An 18,071-nucleotide genomic window follows, 5' to 3' on the forward strand; every position below is an offset into this window, starting at 1 on the left:
ATGCGTGGCCACCCAGGGCAGCACACAGTCAATCCAGCTCCCTCACCACCCCGCGCTCCCTCACTCCCCCCATCACATCCTCAAGCGCATCTTCCTGCGCCTGAATAAACGCCAGCAATTGCCCAGGAGTCACCGGCTCCAAGGCATGCCCCGGATAAGCACCAATAATCAAACTGGAAATCAGCCCCAACTGATCCTGCACGCGCCGCAGGCTGTTGTACTCTGGCTCGGAAAGTTGAAAGTACAGCATGGCAACTCCTCAATGAGCACGCTTGGCGGCTGACGCAAAGGAATGCCCATGTGCTCGAAGCACGGGACCACGCAAAGGATTGGGAGAGGGCTCGGGCATTGATACGCCCGCAAGGAAAGCAGCCATAAGGCCTCCTGTGAGTACGTCCAACTGCTTTCGGGAGTGTGGCGGGACCGCCTGTGAAGGTGTGTTCAGCACCTGGGCGAGATGATACAGCGCTCAGGCGCAGCTCCCGCATCCTTGTGTTGCCCGCCCGCCGCAGCTCAGCCCGACAAGGCTCCGCGCTCAAAGACCCCAGCGCCCTCGGAACGCAAGGAAGGCCCCCACGCAAACGCATAGCCAGACGCCCACCACCAGGGCGACTCCGGCACGGCTTCGGGGTTTGCGGCCCTGGGCCTGCATCCAGGCCTCGGCCTGCTGGCGGCTGTCGGCCAGCACGGCAGGGGGAAGCAGCCGCACGGTGAGCCAGATCAGCGCGGGCAGCAGCAGGACGTCATCCACATAGCCCAGCACGGGGATGAAGTCGGGGATCAGGTCGATGGGGCTCAGGGCGTAGGCGACCACGAAGGCGCCCAAGGCCTTGGCATACCAGGGCGTCTGCGGGCTCTTGCAGGCAAACCACAGGGTGACGCCATCGCGCTTGATGCGTCGTGCCCAGGCCTTCAATCTTTCACTGGCTGTCATGGATATACGAGGTTGTGACCGGGCTGGATGATGGCGGCCGGCTGTTGCCCTTGGGGCTGCGCCGCCAGGCCCGCGCAGCACTCGATGATATGGACCGCCAGCCCGCTGCGCGCGGTTTCCTTGTACCGGGTCTTCATGTCCGTATCGCCACGGCGCCGTGCCTGTGGCCGCAAAGGCCCGCAGCACGGCGGTGCCGGCGGCCTGCGTCCACTGGGGCAAATGGCTGCACTGACTGGCAAAGCCTTGTCACCGCCCTGTTCCTCATTCCAAGACCCATATCGCCTGTGCTCAAGGCATGCATCTCGCATATGAGTCTAGGAATAATCTGAAAATAATCAGTCACCAGCCTTTCTGCTTGACTTCCAGATACCCAAGAAATCAAATAGCCGGACTCCCACAACGGAATTCCCAGGCCATTGATTGACATTGGCCTTGGGAATGATTGCTAACGCGCAATTCCCACTCTCACACCTTGATCGGACCTGATTTCTCACAGGACCGAGGGTAGGCCTGCATTTGTGATCTTTCTGGCATTTTGCAAATCACCATTTCCTTATTCATTCCATTAACCATTCGCTTGCAGGCTATGGCAACATCCACCGATCTCACCCGCCCGTATATCAGCTATGAAAAGGCCTTCAACAGGCAGATCACCTGCGCCATGGACAGCCAGCAGGTGGACGTGGTGGTACTCACGCCGCAAGAGTTCATAGGCGTCCTGCAAGACAGGTCGCGCAATGACCCGCGCCTGGAGGCCAGCCTGCGCGCCATCCTGGCCCAAAGCGCCTTGGGCAAGTATTGGACGCAGACGGCCAGCCCCAATGCCGGCAAAACCTGGACCATACCTGCCTCCATGCTGGCCAATGACGCCTACCTGTTCACCAGAACGCTGATTGCATTGCGCCTTGCCGGTGCGCGCACCTATGTCAAGGCGACGCCCAAAGGCACCTATATCATCATAACGGGCCGAGCCGGGTTTCGCGGCAATCTGCTGCAGGGCACGCGCTTTCTCACCACCAATCCCCGCATGGTCCAGATGGGCCTGGGCATGCGCGGCCTTCAAGGTGTGGCCAGAGGGGGCTTCATCTTGAGCTTGGTCGTTGGCATCGGCGTGGAGACATTGGACTTCATCTTCAACGACGAGAAGACCATGCATGACCTGGTTGGAGGGATTGGAGTGGAGGCGGTCAAGGCTGGGTTGGCGACGATGGTTGGTATAGGCGCGGGAATTTTTGTCGCAAGCGTGACTACTATTGCTGTTTTTTCTTTAGGTGCCATGGCCTTAATGGTATTTTTTACCGGGATAGCTTTAAATAGAATCGATAAAAGTTGGGAAATAAAGAAAAATGTTATTACTTCACTAAAAATTTTGACAAACAGCACACCTTCTGGCATATACCGCGTTAATACTGACGCTCTCGTCACAGACCAGTTGAGTGGCAATCATGAAACAACAGAGATCAAAGAAATACCCCAGAACCATCCTAAAAATTTACTATCCCCTATTAATCGCAAAAATTGATGAGTCTTGAAATGGACAAAAGAAATTTAACCGAAATCAGAAAATCACTAATATGGAGTATTCCACTTTTTCTGCTGCTTCTAGCAATGTCAATTTGGAGTATTTTCTATTCTCTATGCGAAACCGTAAATGATTTGAATAAACTCGCACCATCAGTAAGAATCACACCATTTGATCCAATTGCGTTGTGTGTGCCAATAATTTCAATCACAGGAATTATCATTGCAATACAAAAATCAGTCCCTTGTACAGAAGACGCCATGAAAATCCCAACGCGTATTTTTTTATCCGCCATAGCCGTTGGAGTTTTTATTATGTTTTTTTGTATTTTTGCAGTTACTCCTCTTCAGTACTATGCCATGCCAAAACTGGGCTATACCCGCTGCAATATCCTGGAAGACCACCCCACCATTTATTTTACAGACTGGGTAAAGAATCCGGATTGGTGCGTGCGTGGAAAAAGCCGGAAATGGGTCAATGAGCAAGCTCGTTTGGGGAAATAAGGCCGCCGTACTCTTTTGAACGCAACGGCTGCAGTTACTATATTTACTAAAATTGGCTCAATTTTATTGATCGACGACCAAGCAGTCTTGCCGCGCAGAAACAGCAGCAAAAATTAGCAACCAGGAGTACACAATGCAATATCGCGTCAAGCAGAACAGAAAAAATGCTATTTGGGTTATTCCTTTTGCCATAGCGCTGCTTATTGTCGATTTGTACCTTATCCGTGAAATTGTTATACCGGAGACTCTAGATCTCTTTGATCTTTCACCAGTAGTTAGAATAACACCGCTATCTCCGATGATAGGCTCCTTCTGGGCAATCCCATTGACATTGATAGTGGCAGTTATTGCCAACGCAATTCCTTTCAGAAAGCAAACACTTAAAAAGGTGGAATGCATTCTCCTCTCTTTCACTTGCGCCAATATATTCTTTGCCGCTGTCGGATTCTTTGCAATACTACCTTTGCAGTACTACGCCATGCCCCAACTCGGGTATACACACTGTAATATTCTAGAAGGCCATCCAAATAAAGATTCAATGGACTGGGTCAAAAACCCAGAATGGTGTGTGCGTGGAAAAAGCCGGGAATGGGTCAAGGAGCAAGCCCGTCTTGCCCAATGACCAGATGATTTTTCCCGGGTAGGTAAAGAGGGTCGAATGGCCTACCGGCCCAGGAACAGGCGGGTGGCGCGCAGGCCCAGAGGCGTCCAGTGCAGGCCCGGTGACATGGCCTGTACCAGCAACTCATGCTGGGCCGCTGGATCGAGCGTGGGGTAGCGCTGCTCGAAGAGCATCAGGTCTGTGTCCAGTTCCTGCGCGCTGCGGCCCGGGTCCGGTCGCGCGCCACGGGATGTGCGCAGACGCTCGGCCACGCGAAAACTCATGCGCCGCGCCGGTTTGCCGGGCTCGGCCACGGATTCGAAGGAGGCGCCATCCGCACTGGCCGGCCCACGCAGCCAGTCATGAATGACTTGCAGCTCATAGGGAGAGAAAACACCGAACATCTCTGCCCGCTCGCCCTGCAGCAGCTGCCAGAAGCGGCTTTCCTCAGCAGGCCGGTTGCGTTGTATCCAGCGTGCCTGCTCCAGCGCGCCCAGGAAGGCAGGCATGTCCTGCGGACGGGACAGCCAGTCATTGACGCTGCGGCCGGCCACCTTGCAGAAGTCCGAGTGAGCGCCATGCCCGGAAGGCGATTTGCGCGCCAGGATGCGCACCACCTCAGCTTCGATATCGAACGACCTGATCACGTCCAGCGTGCTGGTGCCCGTGTCTGCCAGCCGGGCGCCTGCGCGTACGCGGCGCCAGTATTCGCCGCCATCGTCAATACGCGGCGCGTTTTCCCAGGCGGCAATGCAGGCGCGCCGGGCATGGCCGGTGTCGGCGTTGTCCACGGTGACATGCAGCGTGAAGTAGTAGGGATCTATTCCCAGTTCATTGAGTTCGTAGGCGGTGATGAGCAGGTGCAGCGGCAATTGCTCATAGCCCAGGTTGAATCCCACGATCTCGGGCAGGAACTGCTGCGCATTCCAGCCCAACGCCAGCTGTACCAGCCCCTGCCGGTACAGGTCGTCGGGCAGATCCTCCACGGGATCAAGGCCATACCTGGCCAGGAGTTCCCGGTAGAGCTTGACGTGGTTCTTGTCGGCCATGCCGTCGCCCAGTTCTTCCACATAGGTGGTGACCAGGTCCGACATGCGTGAGTTGCCCGCATGCGCGCACAGGCCGTAGAGCCAGGAACCGTCCACCAGCTTGGTAGGCGCCACATTGCGCAGGAAGTACAGGGCATGGGCGCGGTTGCCGAAGTAGCGGCGTGCCGCACCCGCCTTGCGCTCTGCCAGGTAGGCCTGGTACTGGGCGTGCACTTTTTCGACATTGGCACGCATCCAGTCGGTCAGGTGCTCCGGGTTGTCCGGCAGGCCATCGGCATCGGCAGAGGTCTCGGCGATCACGCCGTGCAGGAAGTCCGCAGCAGCCTGGCGCTCCTGTTCGGTGGGCAGATGGTTGGCCAGGCGCTCGTAGAGCGGTACATGCAGGAAAGAAGGCGCAAGCGTGCCTGCGCCGGCGGCCGGTTCGATACGTGGGGATTCCAGCAGTTCTGTGTTCATGGTGGGGCTTTGGTCCGTAACGCCTTCAGGATGCGGTGTGGCCCTCGGTACAGCCATCGGGCCAACGCCTTCCTGTGCGTCGTAATACGCCTACCCTTGGCGCAGGCGCCCGGGCCGGACCGCCGTCGCCCTGGCGCCCACGCTCATGGCAGGGGAACAGGAACCGGCCCGGCCTTGCCGGCGAGCATTGGCTGGTACTGGGCGCCGGCCTGCTGGGCCTGGGCTGGGCCCGGTTATGGACAAGCGCGGCGTCTTGCTGATACTGAGATAAAGCCGGTCTTCCTGCCGCTGCCCGGCCATCGCCTCACGCTGGCGTTCAGCGCGCATCTTCGTGCCCCCGCGTACTCCCCCTCCCCACCACCTCGAACCCCACATCCTGCGCTGCCGCCGCCACGCCACCGGCCATGCGCGCAATCAGCGCCTCTGCGCCCAGGCGGCCGATGGCGGCGCCGTCCACGCGCACGGTGGACAGGGCGGGCCAGGCGTCCAGCGCCAGGGCCTGGTCGCCAAAGCCCAGCACGCCGAATTCCTCTGGCATGCGCAGGCCCAGCGCGTGGGCATGGGAGAGCACGCCTTGCGCCAGCGCATCGGAGCTGCAGAAGACGGCATCGGCCTCCGGTGCCTGGGCGCGCAGGGCGTTCAAGGCATCGCGGCCACGGCCGGATTGGGGGATGGCTTCCGAGAAGACGATTTGCGCAGGAACCGGGGCACCGGCTTCCGCGGCGGCGCGGGTGAAGCCCAGGGCGCGGCGGGCGGCGCGGCTGTCGTCGGCGCGCAGGATGGCCGGGCGCCGGTAGCCGCAGGCGGCCAGGTGGCGGAAGGCAGCGCGGCCCGCGTCTTCCTGCGAGAAGCCGACCACCATGTCCAGCGGATGGGGCTGGTAGTCCCAGAGTTCGACCACGGGCACGTCGGCATTGACCAGCAGGCGCCGCGTGCGGGCCGTGTGCTCGGTGCCGGTGAGCACGATGCCGTCCGGGCGGCGGCTGAGCATGGCGGCCAGCCAGGTTTCCTCATGCTCCGGGTCATAGCTGGAGATGCCCAGCGTGGTTTCATAGCGCTGCGCGGCCAGGGTGTGGATGAGCGCATCGAGCATGTCGGAAAACAGCGAGTGCCCCACCGAGGGCACGATGGCCGCCACCAGCCGCGTCTGGCGCGAGGTCAGCCCGCCCGCCAGGGAGTTGGGCACGTAGCCCGATTGCTCCACGGCCTGCGCCACGCGCAGCCGCGTGGCCTCGGCCACCAGTTCAGGCCGGTGCAGCGCGCGCGAGGCGGTGATGGGCGACACGCCGGCAATGCGGGCCAGGTCCTTGAGCGTGGGCGCATTGGCGTTGCGCAGGGTGCGGAGGGTCATGCGAGGCCTTTGCCTGGAATGGCGATGGAGAGGCGGCTTGAGGATGATTGCGTGGTCATGTTAACGATGATGTCCATCAGCACGGTCTGATTGTTTCCCCTCGTAGGTCCGAATGGAGAGCGCTGCCTTTGCTTGAAATGATTGCGCAATCATTCAAGAGGAGACCACCATGCGCCCTTCGCTCTCCAACCGCCGCAGCGCCATGGCGCGCCTGCTGGCTGCGGCCCTGGCTCCGGCCTCGATGCTGGCCCCCGCGCACGCCCAGGCCCAGGCTGCCTGGCCCATCCGGCCGATCACGCTGGTGATTCCCTTCCCTCCCGGGGGCCAGACCGATGTGGTGGGCCGGCTGGTGGGAGAGCGCCTGTCGCAGCGCCTGGGTCAGCCCGTGGTGGTGGAGAACCGGCCCGGCGTGAATGGCTCGCTGGCCTCGGAGGCCGTGGCGCGGGCGCGGGCCGATGGCTACACGTTGGTGATTGGCGGGCCGGGCACGCATGCCATCAACCAGCTGGTCAATTCCAACGTGAAGTACGACGCGCGGCGGGATTTCACGCACATTGCCATGCTGGGGCGCGTGCCCATGCTGCTGCTGGCCTCGCCCAGGCTGAAGGTCGCTTCGGTGGCCGATGTGGTGGCCCTGGCCCGGGCCAGCCCCGGTACGGTGAATGTGGCGCTGACGGGCATTGGCTCGTCCAGCCATGTGACGACGGAGCTGCTGCGCCAAGCGGCCGGCGTGAGCTTCAACAACGTTCCCTACAAGGGCGATGTGCCCGCCATGACCGATGTGATGGGCGGCCAGGCCGACCTGCTGTTCGTGCCCGCCACCTCGGCCGTGGGCTTTGCGCAGGCGGGCAAGCTGCGTGCGCTGGCCGTGGCAGGCGAGCGGCGTCTGGCGGCCCTGCCCGATGTGCCCACCATGGCCGAGGCCGGCCAGCCGCAGGTCGTCAACTATTCATGGACCAGCCTGGCGGGGCCGCCGGGCATGCCGGCCGATGTGGTGGAGCGGCTCAACCAGGCCTGCCAGTCCCTCCTCGCCGACTCCGAGGTGGTGGCCCGCCTGGCCGCCATGAGCAACGAGCCCACGCCGGGCACGCCCGCCCAGGCCGCCAGCTTCATCGCCGCCGAGGTGGCGCGCTGGAGCGAGGTGGTGCGCAAGGGAAACATCCAGGTCCAATGAACAGCTTCAGGAGAGTCCCCATGAGCATGCTGCTCGCCAATACGTTCAAGCGCGCGCTGCGCGAAGGCCGCCCGCAGATCGGCCTGTGGTCCACCATTCCCTCCCCCTTTGTCTGCGAGATGATCGGCGGCGCGGGCTACGACTGGGTGCTGCTCGATACCGAGCACACGCCCACCGACGTGCCGCTGATGCTGGGCCAGCTGCAGGCCGTGGCCGCCGCCCTGCCCGCACCGGGCGCCCTGCCCGTGCATGCCGTGGTGCGGCCCGCCTGCAACGATGCAGTGCTGATCAAGCGCTACCTGGACCTGGGCGCCCAGTCCCTGCTGCTGCCCTTTGTGCAGAACGCGCAGCAAGCGCGGGATGCCGTGCGCGCCATGCGCTATGCACCCCAGGGCATGCGCGGCATGGGCGGTTCCACTCGCGCGGCCAACTTCGGGCGCACGGCCGACTATGTGGCACGTGCGGCCGACGAGCTGTGCCTGCTGGTGCAGGTGGAGACGGCCGAGGCGCTGGAGCAGATCGAGGCGATTGCGGCCGTCGATGGCGTGGATGGCATCTTCATCGGCCCCGCCGACCTGTCGGCCAGCCTGGGCTATCCGGGCCAGGCGCGCCACCCTGTGGTGAACCGGGCCATCGACCAGGCCATCGCCCGCATCCGCGCCTGCGGCAAGGCGCCGGGGATCCTGATGGTGGACGAGGCACGGGCGCGCGAATGCCTGGAGCTGGGCGCGCAGTTCGTGGCCGTGGCGCTGGACACGCTCTTGCTGCGCGACGGGCTGGATGCGGCGGCGGCGCGCTTCAGGAAAGGGCCGCTGGCCGCGAACCCGCCAGGGCCTGCATCCACTGCCGGCAGCTACTGAGGAGCCCCACAACCATGACACGTTCCCCCGAATCCCTGCGCAGCGCACGCTGGTTTGCTCCCGATGATTTCCGCTCCTTCGGCCACCGCTCGCGCGTGCTGCAGATGGGCTATGGCTACGAGGACTGGATGGGCAAGCCCGTGATCGCCATCGTCAACACCTGGAGCGATGCCAACCAGTGCCATGCCCACTTTCGGCAGCGCGTGGAAGACGTCAAGCGCGGCGTGCTGCAGGCGGGCGGATTTCCGCTGGAGCTGCCGGCCATCTCGCTGTCGGAAAGCATGGTCAAGCCCACCACCATGGTCTATCGCAACTTCCTGGCCATGGAGACGGAGGAGCTGCTGCGCAGCCACCCGGTGGATGGCGCCGTGCTCATGGGCGGCTGCGACAAGACCACGCCGGGGCTGGCCATGGGGGCGATCTCCATGGGCCTTCCCTTCATCTACCTGCCGGCCGGCCCCATGCTGCGCGGCAACTGGAAGGGGCAGGTGCTGGGCTCGGGCTCGGACGCCTTCAAGTTCTGGGACGAACGCCGCGCCGGCCGCCTAGACGAGCAGGCCTGGCGCGAGATGGAAGCCGGCATTGCCCGCAGCCACGGTACCTGCATGACCATGGGCACGGCGGCCACCATGATGGGCATTGCCGAGGCCGTGGGCCTGGCGCTGCCGGGCGCTTCGTCCATTCCGGCCGCCGACGCCAACCACATCCGCATGAGCACCGAGTGCGGCCGCCGCATCGTGCAGATGGTGTGGGAAGACCTCACGCCCGCCCGCATGCTCACGCGTGCGCATTTCGAGAACGGCATTGCCTGCGCCATGGCCATGGGCTGCTCCACCAACGCCATCATTCACCTGATCGCCATGTCGCGGCGCGCGGGCCATCCGGTCAGCCTCGATGACTTCGACGCCTTCAGCCGCCGCGTGCCCGTGATCGCCAACATCCGGCCCAGCGGCGACCGCTATCTGATGGAGGACTTCTTCTATGCAGGCGGCCTGCGCGCCCTGCTGGAACGTATCCGCCCGCATCTGGACACCGGGGCCATGACGGTCAACGGCAAGACCCTGGGCGAGAACATTGCGGGCAGCCAGGTCCACCAGGACGACGTGATCCGCCCCCTGTCCCGCCCCATCTACGCCGAAGGGGCGCTAGCCGTGCTGCGCGGCAACCTGGCGCCGGACGGCGTGGTCATCAAGCCCAGCGCCTGCGCCCCGCACCTGCTGCGCCATACGGGGCGCGCCCTGGTGTTCGACGACTACCCCAGCCTCAAGCAGGCCGTGGACGACCCCCATCTCGATGTGAACGGCGAAGACATCCTGGTGCTGCGCAACGCCGGCCCCAAGGGCGCGGGCATGCCCGAATGGGGCATGCTGCCCATTCCCACCAGGCTTCTCAAGCAAGGCGTGAAAGACATGCTGCGCCTGTCCGACGCCCGCATGAGCGGCACCAGCTACGGCGGCTGCCTGCTGCACTGCTCGCCCGAGTCCGCCGTGGGCGGGCCGCTGGCCCTGGTGCGCACGGGCGACCGCATCACGGTGGACGTGCCCGCCCGCCGCATCCACCTGGAAGTCAGCGACTCAGAACTCGCCACCCGCCGCGCCGCATGGACGCCCCCGCCCGCGCGCTACGAGCGCGGCTATGGCTGGCTGTTCGGCCGCCATATCCTGCAGGCCAATGAGGGATGCGATTTTGATTTTCTGGAGACGGGTTTTGGGCGGGCTGTGCCGGAGCCGGATATTTTTTGAAGCATGCAAATCAATTCTTTCTTTCAGACTTCCCTATATGATGGAAAGATTTTTTGGTCCACATTGCATCAGAATATTGAAACCATGAAAGCAATTGAAAAGCAATTTTCCCAATGGGTCGACGAAACACTGTCCGGCGATCTGCCAGAAGGAATCGCAGCATTCCACTTCAATCTGTATGACTCGCCCACATCGCACGAACTCCAGATTGTGGGCTGCCCGACCTACGACCCGCAGGACCCGGACTGGGCGTGCGATGACATATTCATGTCCGACGATCCTCACTTCGAGTTGCCGCATGAAGTCGTGGGAAGCGAGTGGGAGAAGGGACTTGCTGCTGCCAGGAAGCTGCTTGGCTCCTACGTGGCCTCGGAAGCGGCAGGAGCCCTTCGGCTGCGCCAGTCGCAAGCGGTGAGCGCCGGTTTTGTGGATGGAGAGCTCCACCTCATCTGGTCGCGAGATGCGTAATTGATGAATTCAGCTGGCGGGCAATAGATTTCATCCAAAAACTGGAATCCTGGGCCTGCAAGCAAGGCAGGCTTGTATATGTATCCGCTTTTGCTGACGGCGCAGTCCTACATTGCCGTTGGTCTTTGTCGTGAATAGTGGCTCTGTTCTCAACAAGGATTGACCCAAAGAAGCCAATGAAATAGCCATATTCGATTGAATATTTCTTGGTCACAATCATTTGTGCAGAAGTATTTTCGATAGCTATTTCCAATAGCGACTCGCCGTTTCCCAGTCCACGCGCACGCAATGCCCCCTGCCCTCCTGAGGCAGCCGCTTCCGTTGCCTTGCACCGCCGTGGACCTCAACCCAGAAGCAGAGGTGGCTGTGGACTTTCTCAGAAGCATCTTTCATCAGGCTCCGGAAATCGCGCTGTTCGCTGCCTTGGCGCTCGGTTACTGGGTGGGCAAGTTCAGGTTCGGGTCGTTCCAGCTGGGGGGCGTGGCGGGGTCGCTGCTGGCGGCGGTGCTGATCAGCCAGGTGGGGGTGACCATCGATTCGGGCATCAAGGCGGTGCTGTTCGCGCTGTTCATCTATGCCGTGGGTTTCGAGAGCGGGCCGCAGTTCTTCCGTTCACTGGGGCGGCAGTCGGTCAAGGAGATCCTGATGGCCCTGGTGGTGGCCGTGTCGGGGCTGGTCACGGTGGTGGTGATTGCCCGGGTGTTCCATCTGGACAAGGGGCTGGCGGCGGGGCTGGCGGCGGGCGGGCTGACGCAGTCGGCCATCATCGGCACGGCGGGCTCGGCCATCGAGAAGCTGGGGCTGGCGCCCGACGAGGTGCAGCGCATGCAGGCCAATGTGGCCATCGGCTATGCGGTGACCTATATCTTCGGCTCCTTCGGCGCCATCATCATGTGCGTGAACGTGCTGCAGTGGCTGACGGGCCGCAAGATCCGCGAGGACGCGATCCAGGCCGAGCAGGAGCTGCTCAAGGGCGTGCGCGTGTACGGAACCGGCGAGTCACCGGCCGTGCCGGATCTGGTGGGCCGCATTTTCCGCGTGGGACAGGCGGGCCGCACCGTGGCGGAGCTGGAGGCCAGCGCCACCGCCAACGGCGGCACGGTGACGGTGGAGCGCATACAGCGCAGGAACGCGATGGTGGGCGTGGACGGCAGCCTGGCGCTGGAGGCCGGCGACATCATCTTGCTGGTGGGCCGGCGTGCGGCCGTGGTGGCGCTGGGCGCCTCGGTGGGCGAGGAGCTGCAGGGCGCCGAAGGCATGGACGTGGTGATGGTGCGGCGCGACGTGGCCATCTCCAACAACCAGTACCTGAACCGCAGCGTGAAGGACATCCTGGACAGCCTGTCGCAGGAGTTCAAGCACGGCGTGTACGCAGTGGCGCTGATGCGCGCGGGCACGCCGGTGCCGATTGCGCCGGCCACCATGGTCATGCCGGGCGATGTGGTGACGCTGTTCGGCACGCCGCAGGATGTGCAAAAGGCTGCGCAGTCGGTGGGCCCCATCATCGTGCCCAGCGACAAGACGGACTTTGTCTTCCATGGCCTGGGCATCACGGTGGGCCTGCTGATCGGGCTGCTGGTGCTGCGCCTGGGCTCCATTCCCATCACGCTGGGCAGCGGCGGCGGCGCCCTGCTGGCGGGCCTGCTGTTCGGCTGGTGGCGCAGCCGCAAGCACACTTTCGGCAACATGCCCACGGCCGCTTCCACGCTGCTGCGCGACCTGGGCCTGGCCGGCTTCGTGGCCATGGTGGGCCTGCAGTCGGGCCAGCAGGCCGTGACCACGGTGATGCAGCAGGGCCTGACGCTGTTCCTGCTGGGCGTGGTGGTGACCATCGTGCCGCTGCTGATCGCCATGCTGTTCGGCAAGTACGTGCTGCGCTATGACAACGTGGCCGTGTTCGCGGGCTCGCTGTCGGGGGCGCGCAGCGCCAACCCGGCGTTTGGCGAGATTCTGGACAAGGCCGGCAACTCGATTCCCACGGCACCGTTCGCGATCACCTATGCGCTGGCCAATGTGTTCCTCACATTGCTGGGCCCGCTGGTCATCGCCTTTGCCTGATCACCCCTGATCACCCCTGACCGATCCCCAAGGACCACCAAGGACCATCACAAGGAGCTGCGCAATGAGCAAGGATTATCGGAGTCTGGCGAATTTGAGCCCGTTCGAACTCAAGGACGAACTGATCAAGGTGGCCTCGGGCAAGGCCAACCGCCTCATGCTCAATGCGGGGCGCGGCAATCCCAACTTCCTGGCGACCACGCCGCGCCGGGCCTTCTTCCGGCTGGGGCTGTTCGCGGCGGCGGAGTCGGAGCTGTCGTATTCCTACATGACGGTGGGCGTGGGCGGGCTGGCCAAGCTCGACGGCATCGAGGGCCGCTTCGAGCGCTTCATCGCCGAGCACCGCGACCAGGAGGGCGTCAAGTTCCTGGGCAAGTCGCTCAGCTATGTGCGCGACCAGCTGGGGCTGGACCCCGCCGCCTTCCTGCACGAGATGGTGGACGGCATCCTGGGCTGCAACTACCCCGTGCCGCCGCGCATGCTCACCGTGAGCGAGCAGATCGTGCGCCAGTACATCGTGCGCGAGATGGCAGGCGGCGCCGTGCCGCCCGAGTCGGTGGACCTGTTCGCGGTCGAGGGCGGCACGGCGGCCATGGCCTATATCTTCGAGAGCCTGCGCATCAGCGGCCTGCTCAAGGCCGGCGACAAGGTGGCCATCGGCATGCCGGTGTTCACGCCGTATATCGAGATTCCCGAACTGGCCCAGTACGACCTCAAGGAAGTGCCCATCCACGCCGACCCCGACAACGGCTGGCAGTACTCCGACGCCGAGCTGGACAAGCTCAAGGACCCGGACGTCAAGATCTTCTTCTGCGTGAACCCCAGCAACCCGCCGTCCGTGAAGATGGACCAGCGCAGCCTGGACCGCGTGCGCGCCATCGTGGCCGAGCAGCGGCCCGACCTGCTGATCCTCACCGACGATGTCTACGGCACCTTTGCCGATGAATTCCAGTCCCTGTTCTCGGTCTGCCCCCGGAACACGCTGCTGGTGTATTCGTTCTCCAAGTATTTCGGGGCCACGGGCTGGCGCCTGGGCGTGATCGCGGCGCACAAGGACAACGTGTTCGACCATGCACTGGCGCAGTTGCCCGAGTCCGCCAAGAAGGCGCTGGACCACCGCTACCGCTCGCTGCTGCCCGATGTGCGCTCGCTCAAGTTCATCGACCGCCTGGTGGCCGACAGCCGCGTGGTGGCGCTGAACCACACGGCCGGCCTGTCCACGCCGCAGCAGGTGCAGATGGTGCTGTTCTCGCTGTTTGCGCTCATGGATGAAGCGGACGCCTACAAGCAGGCCCTCAAGCAGCTGATCCGCCGCCGCGAGGCCACGCTGTACCGCGAGCTGGGCATGCCCCCGCTGGAGAACCCCAACTCGGTCAACTACTACACGCTGATCGACCTGCAGAACGTCACTTGCCGGCTCTACGGCGAGGCCTTCTCGCAATGGGCGGTGCAGCAGTCGTCCACGGGCGACATGCTGTTCCGCGTGGCCGATGAGACCGGCATCGTGCTGCTGCCGGGCCGGGGCTTCGGCTCCGACCGCCCCTCGGGCCGCGCCTCGCTGGCCAACCTCAACGAGTACGAGTACGCCGCCATAGGCCGCGCCCTGCGCCGGCTGGCCGACGAGCTGTACGAACAGTACAAGGCGCTGGGCAAGGAGTAGGCCCTGCGCACAAGGCCCGCACGGCTCATCGCCCGCACGGCTCATCGCAGCTGTCGGGCCTTGACCACCAGCAGCGCCCCGGCCATCAGGCCCACACCGGCCAGTTGCACGGCGTCCAGCGCACGCCCGTAGACGGCCCAGTCCAGCACGATGGCCGTCAACGGATAGACGTACTGCAGCACGGCGATGCGGCCCAGCGTGAGGCGCGCCATGCCCGCAAAAAGGATGGCGTAGGCCAGGCCGGTGTGCAGCACGCCCAGCCCGGCCAGCCACGCCCAGGATGACGGCGCCTGCGGCCAGCCATGAACCAGCGGCACCCACAGCAGCAGCACGGTGCCGACCGCGCATTGCCACCAGGCCAGCGCAAACGGCGTGACCACTTTCTCGGTCTTGGCCAGGATGGTCACGGCTGCATAGCACAGCGAGCCGGCCAGGCACATGAGCAGTCCGGACACATGGTCCGGTCCCCAGGCCGCCGAATCGCCACCCAGCAGCCCCGTGGTCAACACCAGTCCCAGCAACGCCGCCAGCATGGCCACCGCCTGCCGTGGCGCCACGGCCTCGCGCAGCACCAGGGTGCCGAACAGCATGATCCACACCGGCTGGATGTGGAACACGATGGTGGCCACGCCAATGGAGGTGCGCGGTATGGCGGCAAAGAACAGCGCCCAGTTCAGCACCATGAGGACGCCGGTGGCCGCCACCACCGGCCAGCTCCTGCCGCGCACGCGCAACTCGCCCATGCGGCCCGTGGCCAGCCCCCAGGCCAGCAGCGCCAGGGCACCGAAGGCGCAGCGAAACAGCACAGTGACCAGCGGATGCTGTCCGGCCTCCTGCACGAACACGCCCACGGTGCCCAGCAGCACGCCGCCCGCGATCATCAGCCACTGGCCGCGTGTCTCCTGCGCTGTGGGAGCGGCTTGTGCGGGCGCGGGAGCGGGAGCGGGCGCGGTGGAGGCTACGGATGCGGCCTGTAACGAATGGGTTCTGTCTTGCATGGCCACGATCGTCTCGTGGCAGGAAATTCTCGTAAAGCAAATAGTTTGCAGGTTTAGTATTCGATATTCGAATCAATGGAGCGTGCCGTGAACCACCCCGACCTGCAGATCGACTGGCTGCGCGCCCTGGTGGCCGTGGTGGATGCGGGCTCGCTCTCGGCTGCCGCGCCGCTGCTGCACCGATCACAGGCCGCCGTGAGCATGCAGATCAAGAAGCTGGAGACCACCCTGGGCCGGCCCGTGCTGCTGCGCGGCCCGCGCCATCTGCAGCTCACGCCCGCCGGCGCGGAGCTGCTGGGCTATGCGCGGCGCATGCTGGAGCTGCAAGCCCAGGCGCAGGCGGCCCTGTTCGGCCCCGACCTGTCCGGGCGCGTGCGGCTGGGCGTGCCGGACGACTACGCATCCACCTATCTGACGCCCGTGCTGCGCAGCTTCGCGGGCCGCTACCAGGGCGTGGAGATCGAGCTGACCTGCGAGCAGTCCACCGCACTCATCCCGCAGGTGGTGCGCGGCACGCTGGACCTGGCCCTGGTCTCACGCGACAGGCCCCAGCGCGGGCGCCTGCTGTTCCACGAGCCCCTGGTCTGGGTGGGCGCGCCGCAGCACGAGGTGTGGAGGAAGAATCCCCTGCCGATTGCCGTCTACGAGGCCGCCAGCCTGGCGCGCACGGCCGCGCTGTCCAGCCTGGCGGCCCAGCGGCGCGCGCACCGCGTGGTCTATCACAGCTCCAGCCTTGCCGGCCAGCTGGCAGCCGTGGAAAGCGGCCTGGCCGTGGCGGTGTTCACGCGCTGCAGCGTGCCCCCGCACCTGCAGGTGCTGCAGAACCTGCCGGCCGGCTTCGAGCTGCCGCCGCTGGTGTCCATGGAAGTGTCGGCCCTGCGCAGCAAGGCCTCGCAGGGCTCGGCGGCCGTGGATGCCATGTATGGGCAGTTGATTGCGACGCTGGGCCAGGCACCTCAGGAGCTGACCAAGGCCTGACGCCTGGCGAGGTTCGGCAAGCATTCTGCGCACGCATTTCGCTGTATAGCTGCGCTCGCGCGTTCCCGTGCGCGAGCAATGGCTGGCCGCAGGGGCTGCGCTGGGTAACCTCCTCAATGCCGCCCACCATTTGGGCTTTGGTGCCATCGTGCTCAGTGGCGAGCGCTGTTTTGACCCGGCCCTGCATTCAGCGCTGGGTTTGCGCGAGGGCGAGCATCTGGCCGGCTTCATCAGCCTGGGCTCCATCACCAGCCAGCCATCCCCGCGCGCAACGGTGGCGCCCTCTTCCATGCGCAGGGCATGGCAGGCGGAGCAGGCAGCAGCGGTCACGGCACAGGCCCTTCTCCAGCCAGACGGCAACCACGACAGCCACGGCAGCCACGGCAGCGATCTTTGAAGCCGCAGCCAGCGCGTGCAGGGTGGCGCACAGGTGGCGCACTGACTGCGCGGGGCGGTTAGAGTTGCGGGGCTGCTGCGCCCTCTTTTCCATCACGGAACAAGCTTTCATGATCATCCGGCCCCGCCCCCACTGGCTGCGCATGCTCTTCGTGCTGCGCGGCTCGGTGCTGCCCGACATCCTGCCCCAGCTGATTGCCGCCACCCTGTTCGCCGTGCTGGTCACGGCCCTGCACGGCCAGCTGTTCGCCTGGAAGGTGCCGCTGAACTTCGTGCCGTTTTCGCTGATCGGGCTGACGCTGGCCATCTTCCTGGGCTTTCGCAACAGCACCAGCTATGCGCGCTATTGGGAGGCGCGCACGCTGTGGGGCACCCTGCTCAACGAGACGCGCTCCCTGGTGCGCCAGGCCCGGACCTTGACCGATGCACCGCAGCACGCCCCGGCCCTGGCCATGGTGCTGGCGGCCTTCGTGCATGCGCTGCGCCACCAGTTGCGCGGCACCGATGCCGCGGCCGAGATGCGCCGCCTGCTGCCCGCCGCCGACTGCGAGCGCCTGGCCACGGCGCGCTTCAAGCCTGCCGTGCTGCTGCTCATGGCCGGCGAATGGCTGCAGGCGCGCCGCCAAGACGGCAGCCTGCAGCCGGTGCTGGTGCCCGCCATGGAGGCGCCGCTGTGCAAGCTGGGCGAGGCACTGGGCGGCTGCGAGCGCATTGCGGGCACGCCCATCCCCTTCACCTACGCAGTGATCATCCACCGCACCATCTACCTGTACTGCCTGCTGCTGCCCTTCGGCCTGGTGGATTCCATCGGCTTCATGACGCCGGTGATCGTGGCCTTCATCGCCTACACCTTCTTCGCGCTGGAGGCGCTGGGCGCCGAGCTGGAGGAGCCCTTCGGCACGGCACCCAATGACCTGGCGCTGGACGCCATGTCGCAGATGATCGAGGCCACGCTGCGCGAGCTGACCGGCGAGGTGCTGCCCCCTGCCCCGCAGCACAAGGATGTGCTGTTCCTGACCTGACCCTGCCTGCCGGCCCGGACAGCGCCAGCGGCACAATCTGCCACCCGCATCACAGAAAAAGGACAAGCGCCATGACGGAGACAAGCAAGGTCAAGGGACCGGCCTCGTATTTCCCTTCCATCGAGAAGACCTACGGCCAGCCGATTGCGCACTGGATGGACCTGCTGCAACAGCAGGACACCCGCAAGCACATGGAACTGGTGGGCTGGCTCAAGGCCCAGCACCAGATGGGGCACGGCCATGCGAATGCGCTGGTGGCCGTGTTCCTGGCGCAGGCCTGACCTGACCTGCAGCCAGCA

Annotated in this window: 19 protein-coding genes; 13 read left to right on the forward strand and 6 right to left on the reverse strand. The window is 64.3% G+C overall.

Going from position 1 to position 18,071, the window contains the following annotated elements; translation table 11 throughout:
* Positions 1-28 precede the first annotated feature (28 nt).
* From ACF8LI_RS09540 to ACF8LI_RS09550, 3 genes are all read right to left on the reverse strand, one after another.
* Positions 29-250, reverse strand: a complete 222-nt coding sequence (locus ACF8LI_RS09540) for a hypothetical protein (protein WP_392412473.1) — start codon at positions 248-250, stop codon at positions 29-31.
* 285 nt (positions 251-535) lie between these two features.
* A complete protein-coding gene (locus ACF8LI_RS09545) occupies positions 536-934 on the reverse strand; it encodes a YkvA family protein (RefSeq protein ID WP_336695713.1) in 399 nt (132 codons plus the stop codon).
* The gene (locus ACF8LI_RS09550; RefSeq protein ID WP_277848394.1) at positions 931-1,071 is read right to left on the reverse strand and encodes a hypothetical protein; all 141 of its coding nucleotides are present in this window, start codon (positions 1,069-1,071) and stop codon (positions 931-933) included. The genes ACF8LI_RS09545 and ACF8LI_RS09550 overlap by 4 nt, the downstream gene beginning before the upstream one ends.
* Positions 1,072-1,520: 449 nt before the next feature.
* Between ACF8LI_RS09550 and ACF8LI_RS09555 the strand changes: the two genes are divergently transcribed.
* The 3 genes from ACF8LI_RS09555 to ACF8LI_RS09565 all read left to right on the forward strand — a co-directional run bounded on the left by ACF8LI_RS09555 (position 1,521) and on the right by ACF8LI_RS09565 (position 3,581).
* Positions 1,521-2,456: a hypothetical protein gene (locus ACF8LI_RS09555; protein WP_392412709.1), complete on the forward strand. Its 936-nt coding sequence runs from the start codon at positions 1,521-1,523 to the stop codon at positions 2,454-2,456.
* Positions 2,456-2,959, forward strand: a complete 504-nt coding sequence (locus ACF8LI_RS09560; protein ID WP_250438868.1) for a hypothetical protein — start codon at positions 2,456-2,458, stop codon at positions 2,957-2,959. Before ACF8LI_RS09555 ends, ACF8LI_RS09560 begins: the two co-directional genes overlap by 1 nt.
* Before the next feature lie 133 nt (positions 2,960-3,092).
* Entirely contained in the window at positions 3,093-3,581 is a 489-nt protein-coding gene (locus tag ACF8LI_RS09565) for a hypothetical protein (protein WP_392412476.1), read from the forward strand.
* A 41-nt stretch (positions 3,582-3,622) separates the two neighbouring features.
* Here ACF8LI_RS09565 and ACF8LI_RS09570 read toward each other — a convergent pair whose 3' ends face one another.
* Positions 3,623-5,065 (reverse strand): iron-containing redox enzyme family protein, encoded by a 1,443-nt coding sequence (locus ACF8LI_RS09570; RefSeq protein ID WP_392412478.1) that lies wholly within the window; start codon positions 5,063-5,065, stop codon positions 3,623-3,625.
* A 316-nt stretch (positions 5,066-5,381) separates the two neighbouring features.
* Positions 5,382-6,416: a LacI family DNA-binding transcriptional regulator gene (locus ACF8LI_RS09575; protein ID WP_392412480.1), complete on the reverse strand. Its 1,035-nt coding sequence runs from the start codon at positions 6,414-6,416 to the stop codon at positions 5,382-5,384.
* A 169-nt stretch (positions 6,417-6,585) separates the two neighbouring features.
* Here ACF8LI_RS09575 and ACF8LI_RS09580 point away from each other — a divergent pair, with 169 nt between their 5' ends.
* The 6 genes from ACF8LI_RS09580 (at position 6,586) to ACF8LI_RS09605 (ending at position 14,378) form a co-directional block, all read left to right on the forward strand.
* The gene (locus tag ACF8LI_RS09580) at positions 6,586-7,590 is read left to right on the forward strand and encodes a Bug family tripartite tricarboxylate transporter substrate binding protein (protein WP_392412481.1); all 1,005 of its coding nucleotides are present in this window, start codon (positions 6,586-6,588) and stop codon (positions 7,588-7,590) included.
* A 20-nt stretch (positions 7,591-7,610) separates the two neighbouring features.
* Positions 7,611-8,450, forward strand: a complete 840-nt coding sequence (locus tag ACF8LI_RS09585; RefSeq protein ID WP_392412483.1) for an HpcH/HpaI aldolase/citrate lyase family protein — start codon at positions 7,611-7,613, stop codon at positions 8,448-8,450.
* 14 nt (positions 8,451-8,464) lie between these two features.
* Positions 8,465-10,192, forward strand: coding sequence for an L-arabinonate dehydratase (araD, locus tag ACF8LI_RS09590; protein WP_392412485.1), 1,728 nt, complete (start codon positions 8,465-8,467; stop codon positions 10,190-10,192).
* A 3-nt stretch (positions 10,193-10,195) separates the two neighbouring features.
* Positions 10,196-10,660, forward strand: coding sequence for a hypothetical protein (locus ACF8LI_RS09595; RefSeq protein WP_250438873.1), 465 nt, complete (start codon positions 10,196-10,198; stop codon positions 10,658-10,660).
* A 366-nt stretch (positions 10,661-11,026) separates the two neighbouring features.
* Positions 11,027-12,718 (forward strand): aspartate-alanine antiporter, encoded by a 1,692-nt coding sequence (gene aspT / locus ACF8LI_RS09600; RefSeq protein WP_034398603.1) that lies wholly within the window; start codon positions 11,027-11,029, stop codon positions 12,716-12,718.
* Between the two features lie 64 nt (positions 12,719-12,782).
* On the forward strand, positions 12,783-14,378 hold the full coding sequence (locus ACF8LI_RS09605) for a bifunctional aspartate transaminase/aspartate 4-decarboxylase (RefSeq protein WP_016447046.1): 1,596 nt from the start codon (positions 12,783-12,785) through the stop codon (positions 14,376-14,378).
* A gap of 41 nt (positions 14,379-14,419) precedes the next feature.
* Here the strand turns inward: ACF8LI_RS09605 and ACF8LI_RS09610 are convergent, their stop codons facing one another.
* Positions 14,420-15,376, reverse strand: coding sequence for a DMT family transporter (locus ACF8LI_RS09610; RefSeq protein ID WP_392412488.1), 957 nt, complete (start codon positions 15,374-15,376; stop codon positions 14,420-14,422).
* Positions 15,377-15,451: 75 nt separating this feature from the next.
* On the opposite strand from ACF8LI_RS09610, the gene ACF8LI_RS09615 reads away from it, so the two are divergent.
* The 4 genes from ACF8LI_RS09615 to ACF8LI_RS09630 all read left to right on the forward strand — a co-directional run bounded on the left by ACF8LI_RS09615 (position 15,452) and on the right by ACF8LI_RS09630 (position 18,053).
* Positions 15,452-16,354: a LysR family transcriptional regulator gene (locus ACF8LI_RS09615; RefSeq protein ID WP_392412490.1), complete on the forward strand. Its 903-nt coding sequence runs from the start codon at positions 15,452-15,454 to the stop codon at positions 16,352-16,354.
* 67 nt (positions 16,355-16,421) lie between these two features.
* The gene (locus ACF8LI_RS09620) at positions 16,422-16,751 is read left to right on the forward strand and encodes a nitroreductase family protein (protein WP_392412492.1); all 330 of its coding nucleotides are present in this window, start codon (positions 16,422-16,424) and stop codon (positions 16,749-16,751) included.
* A 109-nt stretch (positions 16,752-16,860) separates the two neighbouring features.
* Complete coding sequence (locus ACF8LI_RS09625) at positions 16,861-17,772, forward strand: bestrophin family protein (RefSeq protein WP_392412493.1); 912 nt, start codon at positions 16,861-16,863, stop codon at positions 17,770-17,772.
* Positions 17,773-17,843: 71 nt separating this feature from the next.
* Complete coding sequence (locus ACF8LI_RS09630) at positions 17,844-18,053, forward strand: DUF4287 domain-containing protein (RefSeq protein WP_013802290.1); 210 nt, start codon at positions 17,844-17,846, stop codon at positions 18,051-18,053.
* Positions 18,054-18,071 lie beyond the last annotated feature (18 nt).

This window comes from Delftia sp. WSY_12 (assembly GCF_043104645.1).
Classification (GTDB): Bacteria; Pseudomonadota; Gammaproteobacteria; order Burkholderiales; family Burkholderiaceae_C; genus Comamonas; species Comamonas tsuruhatensis.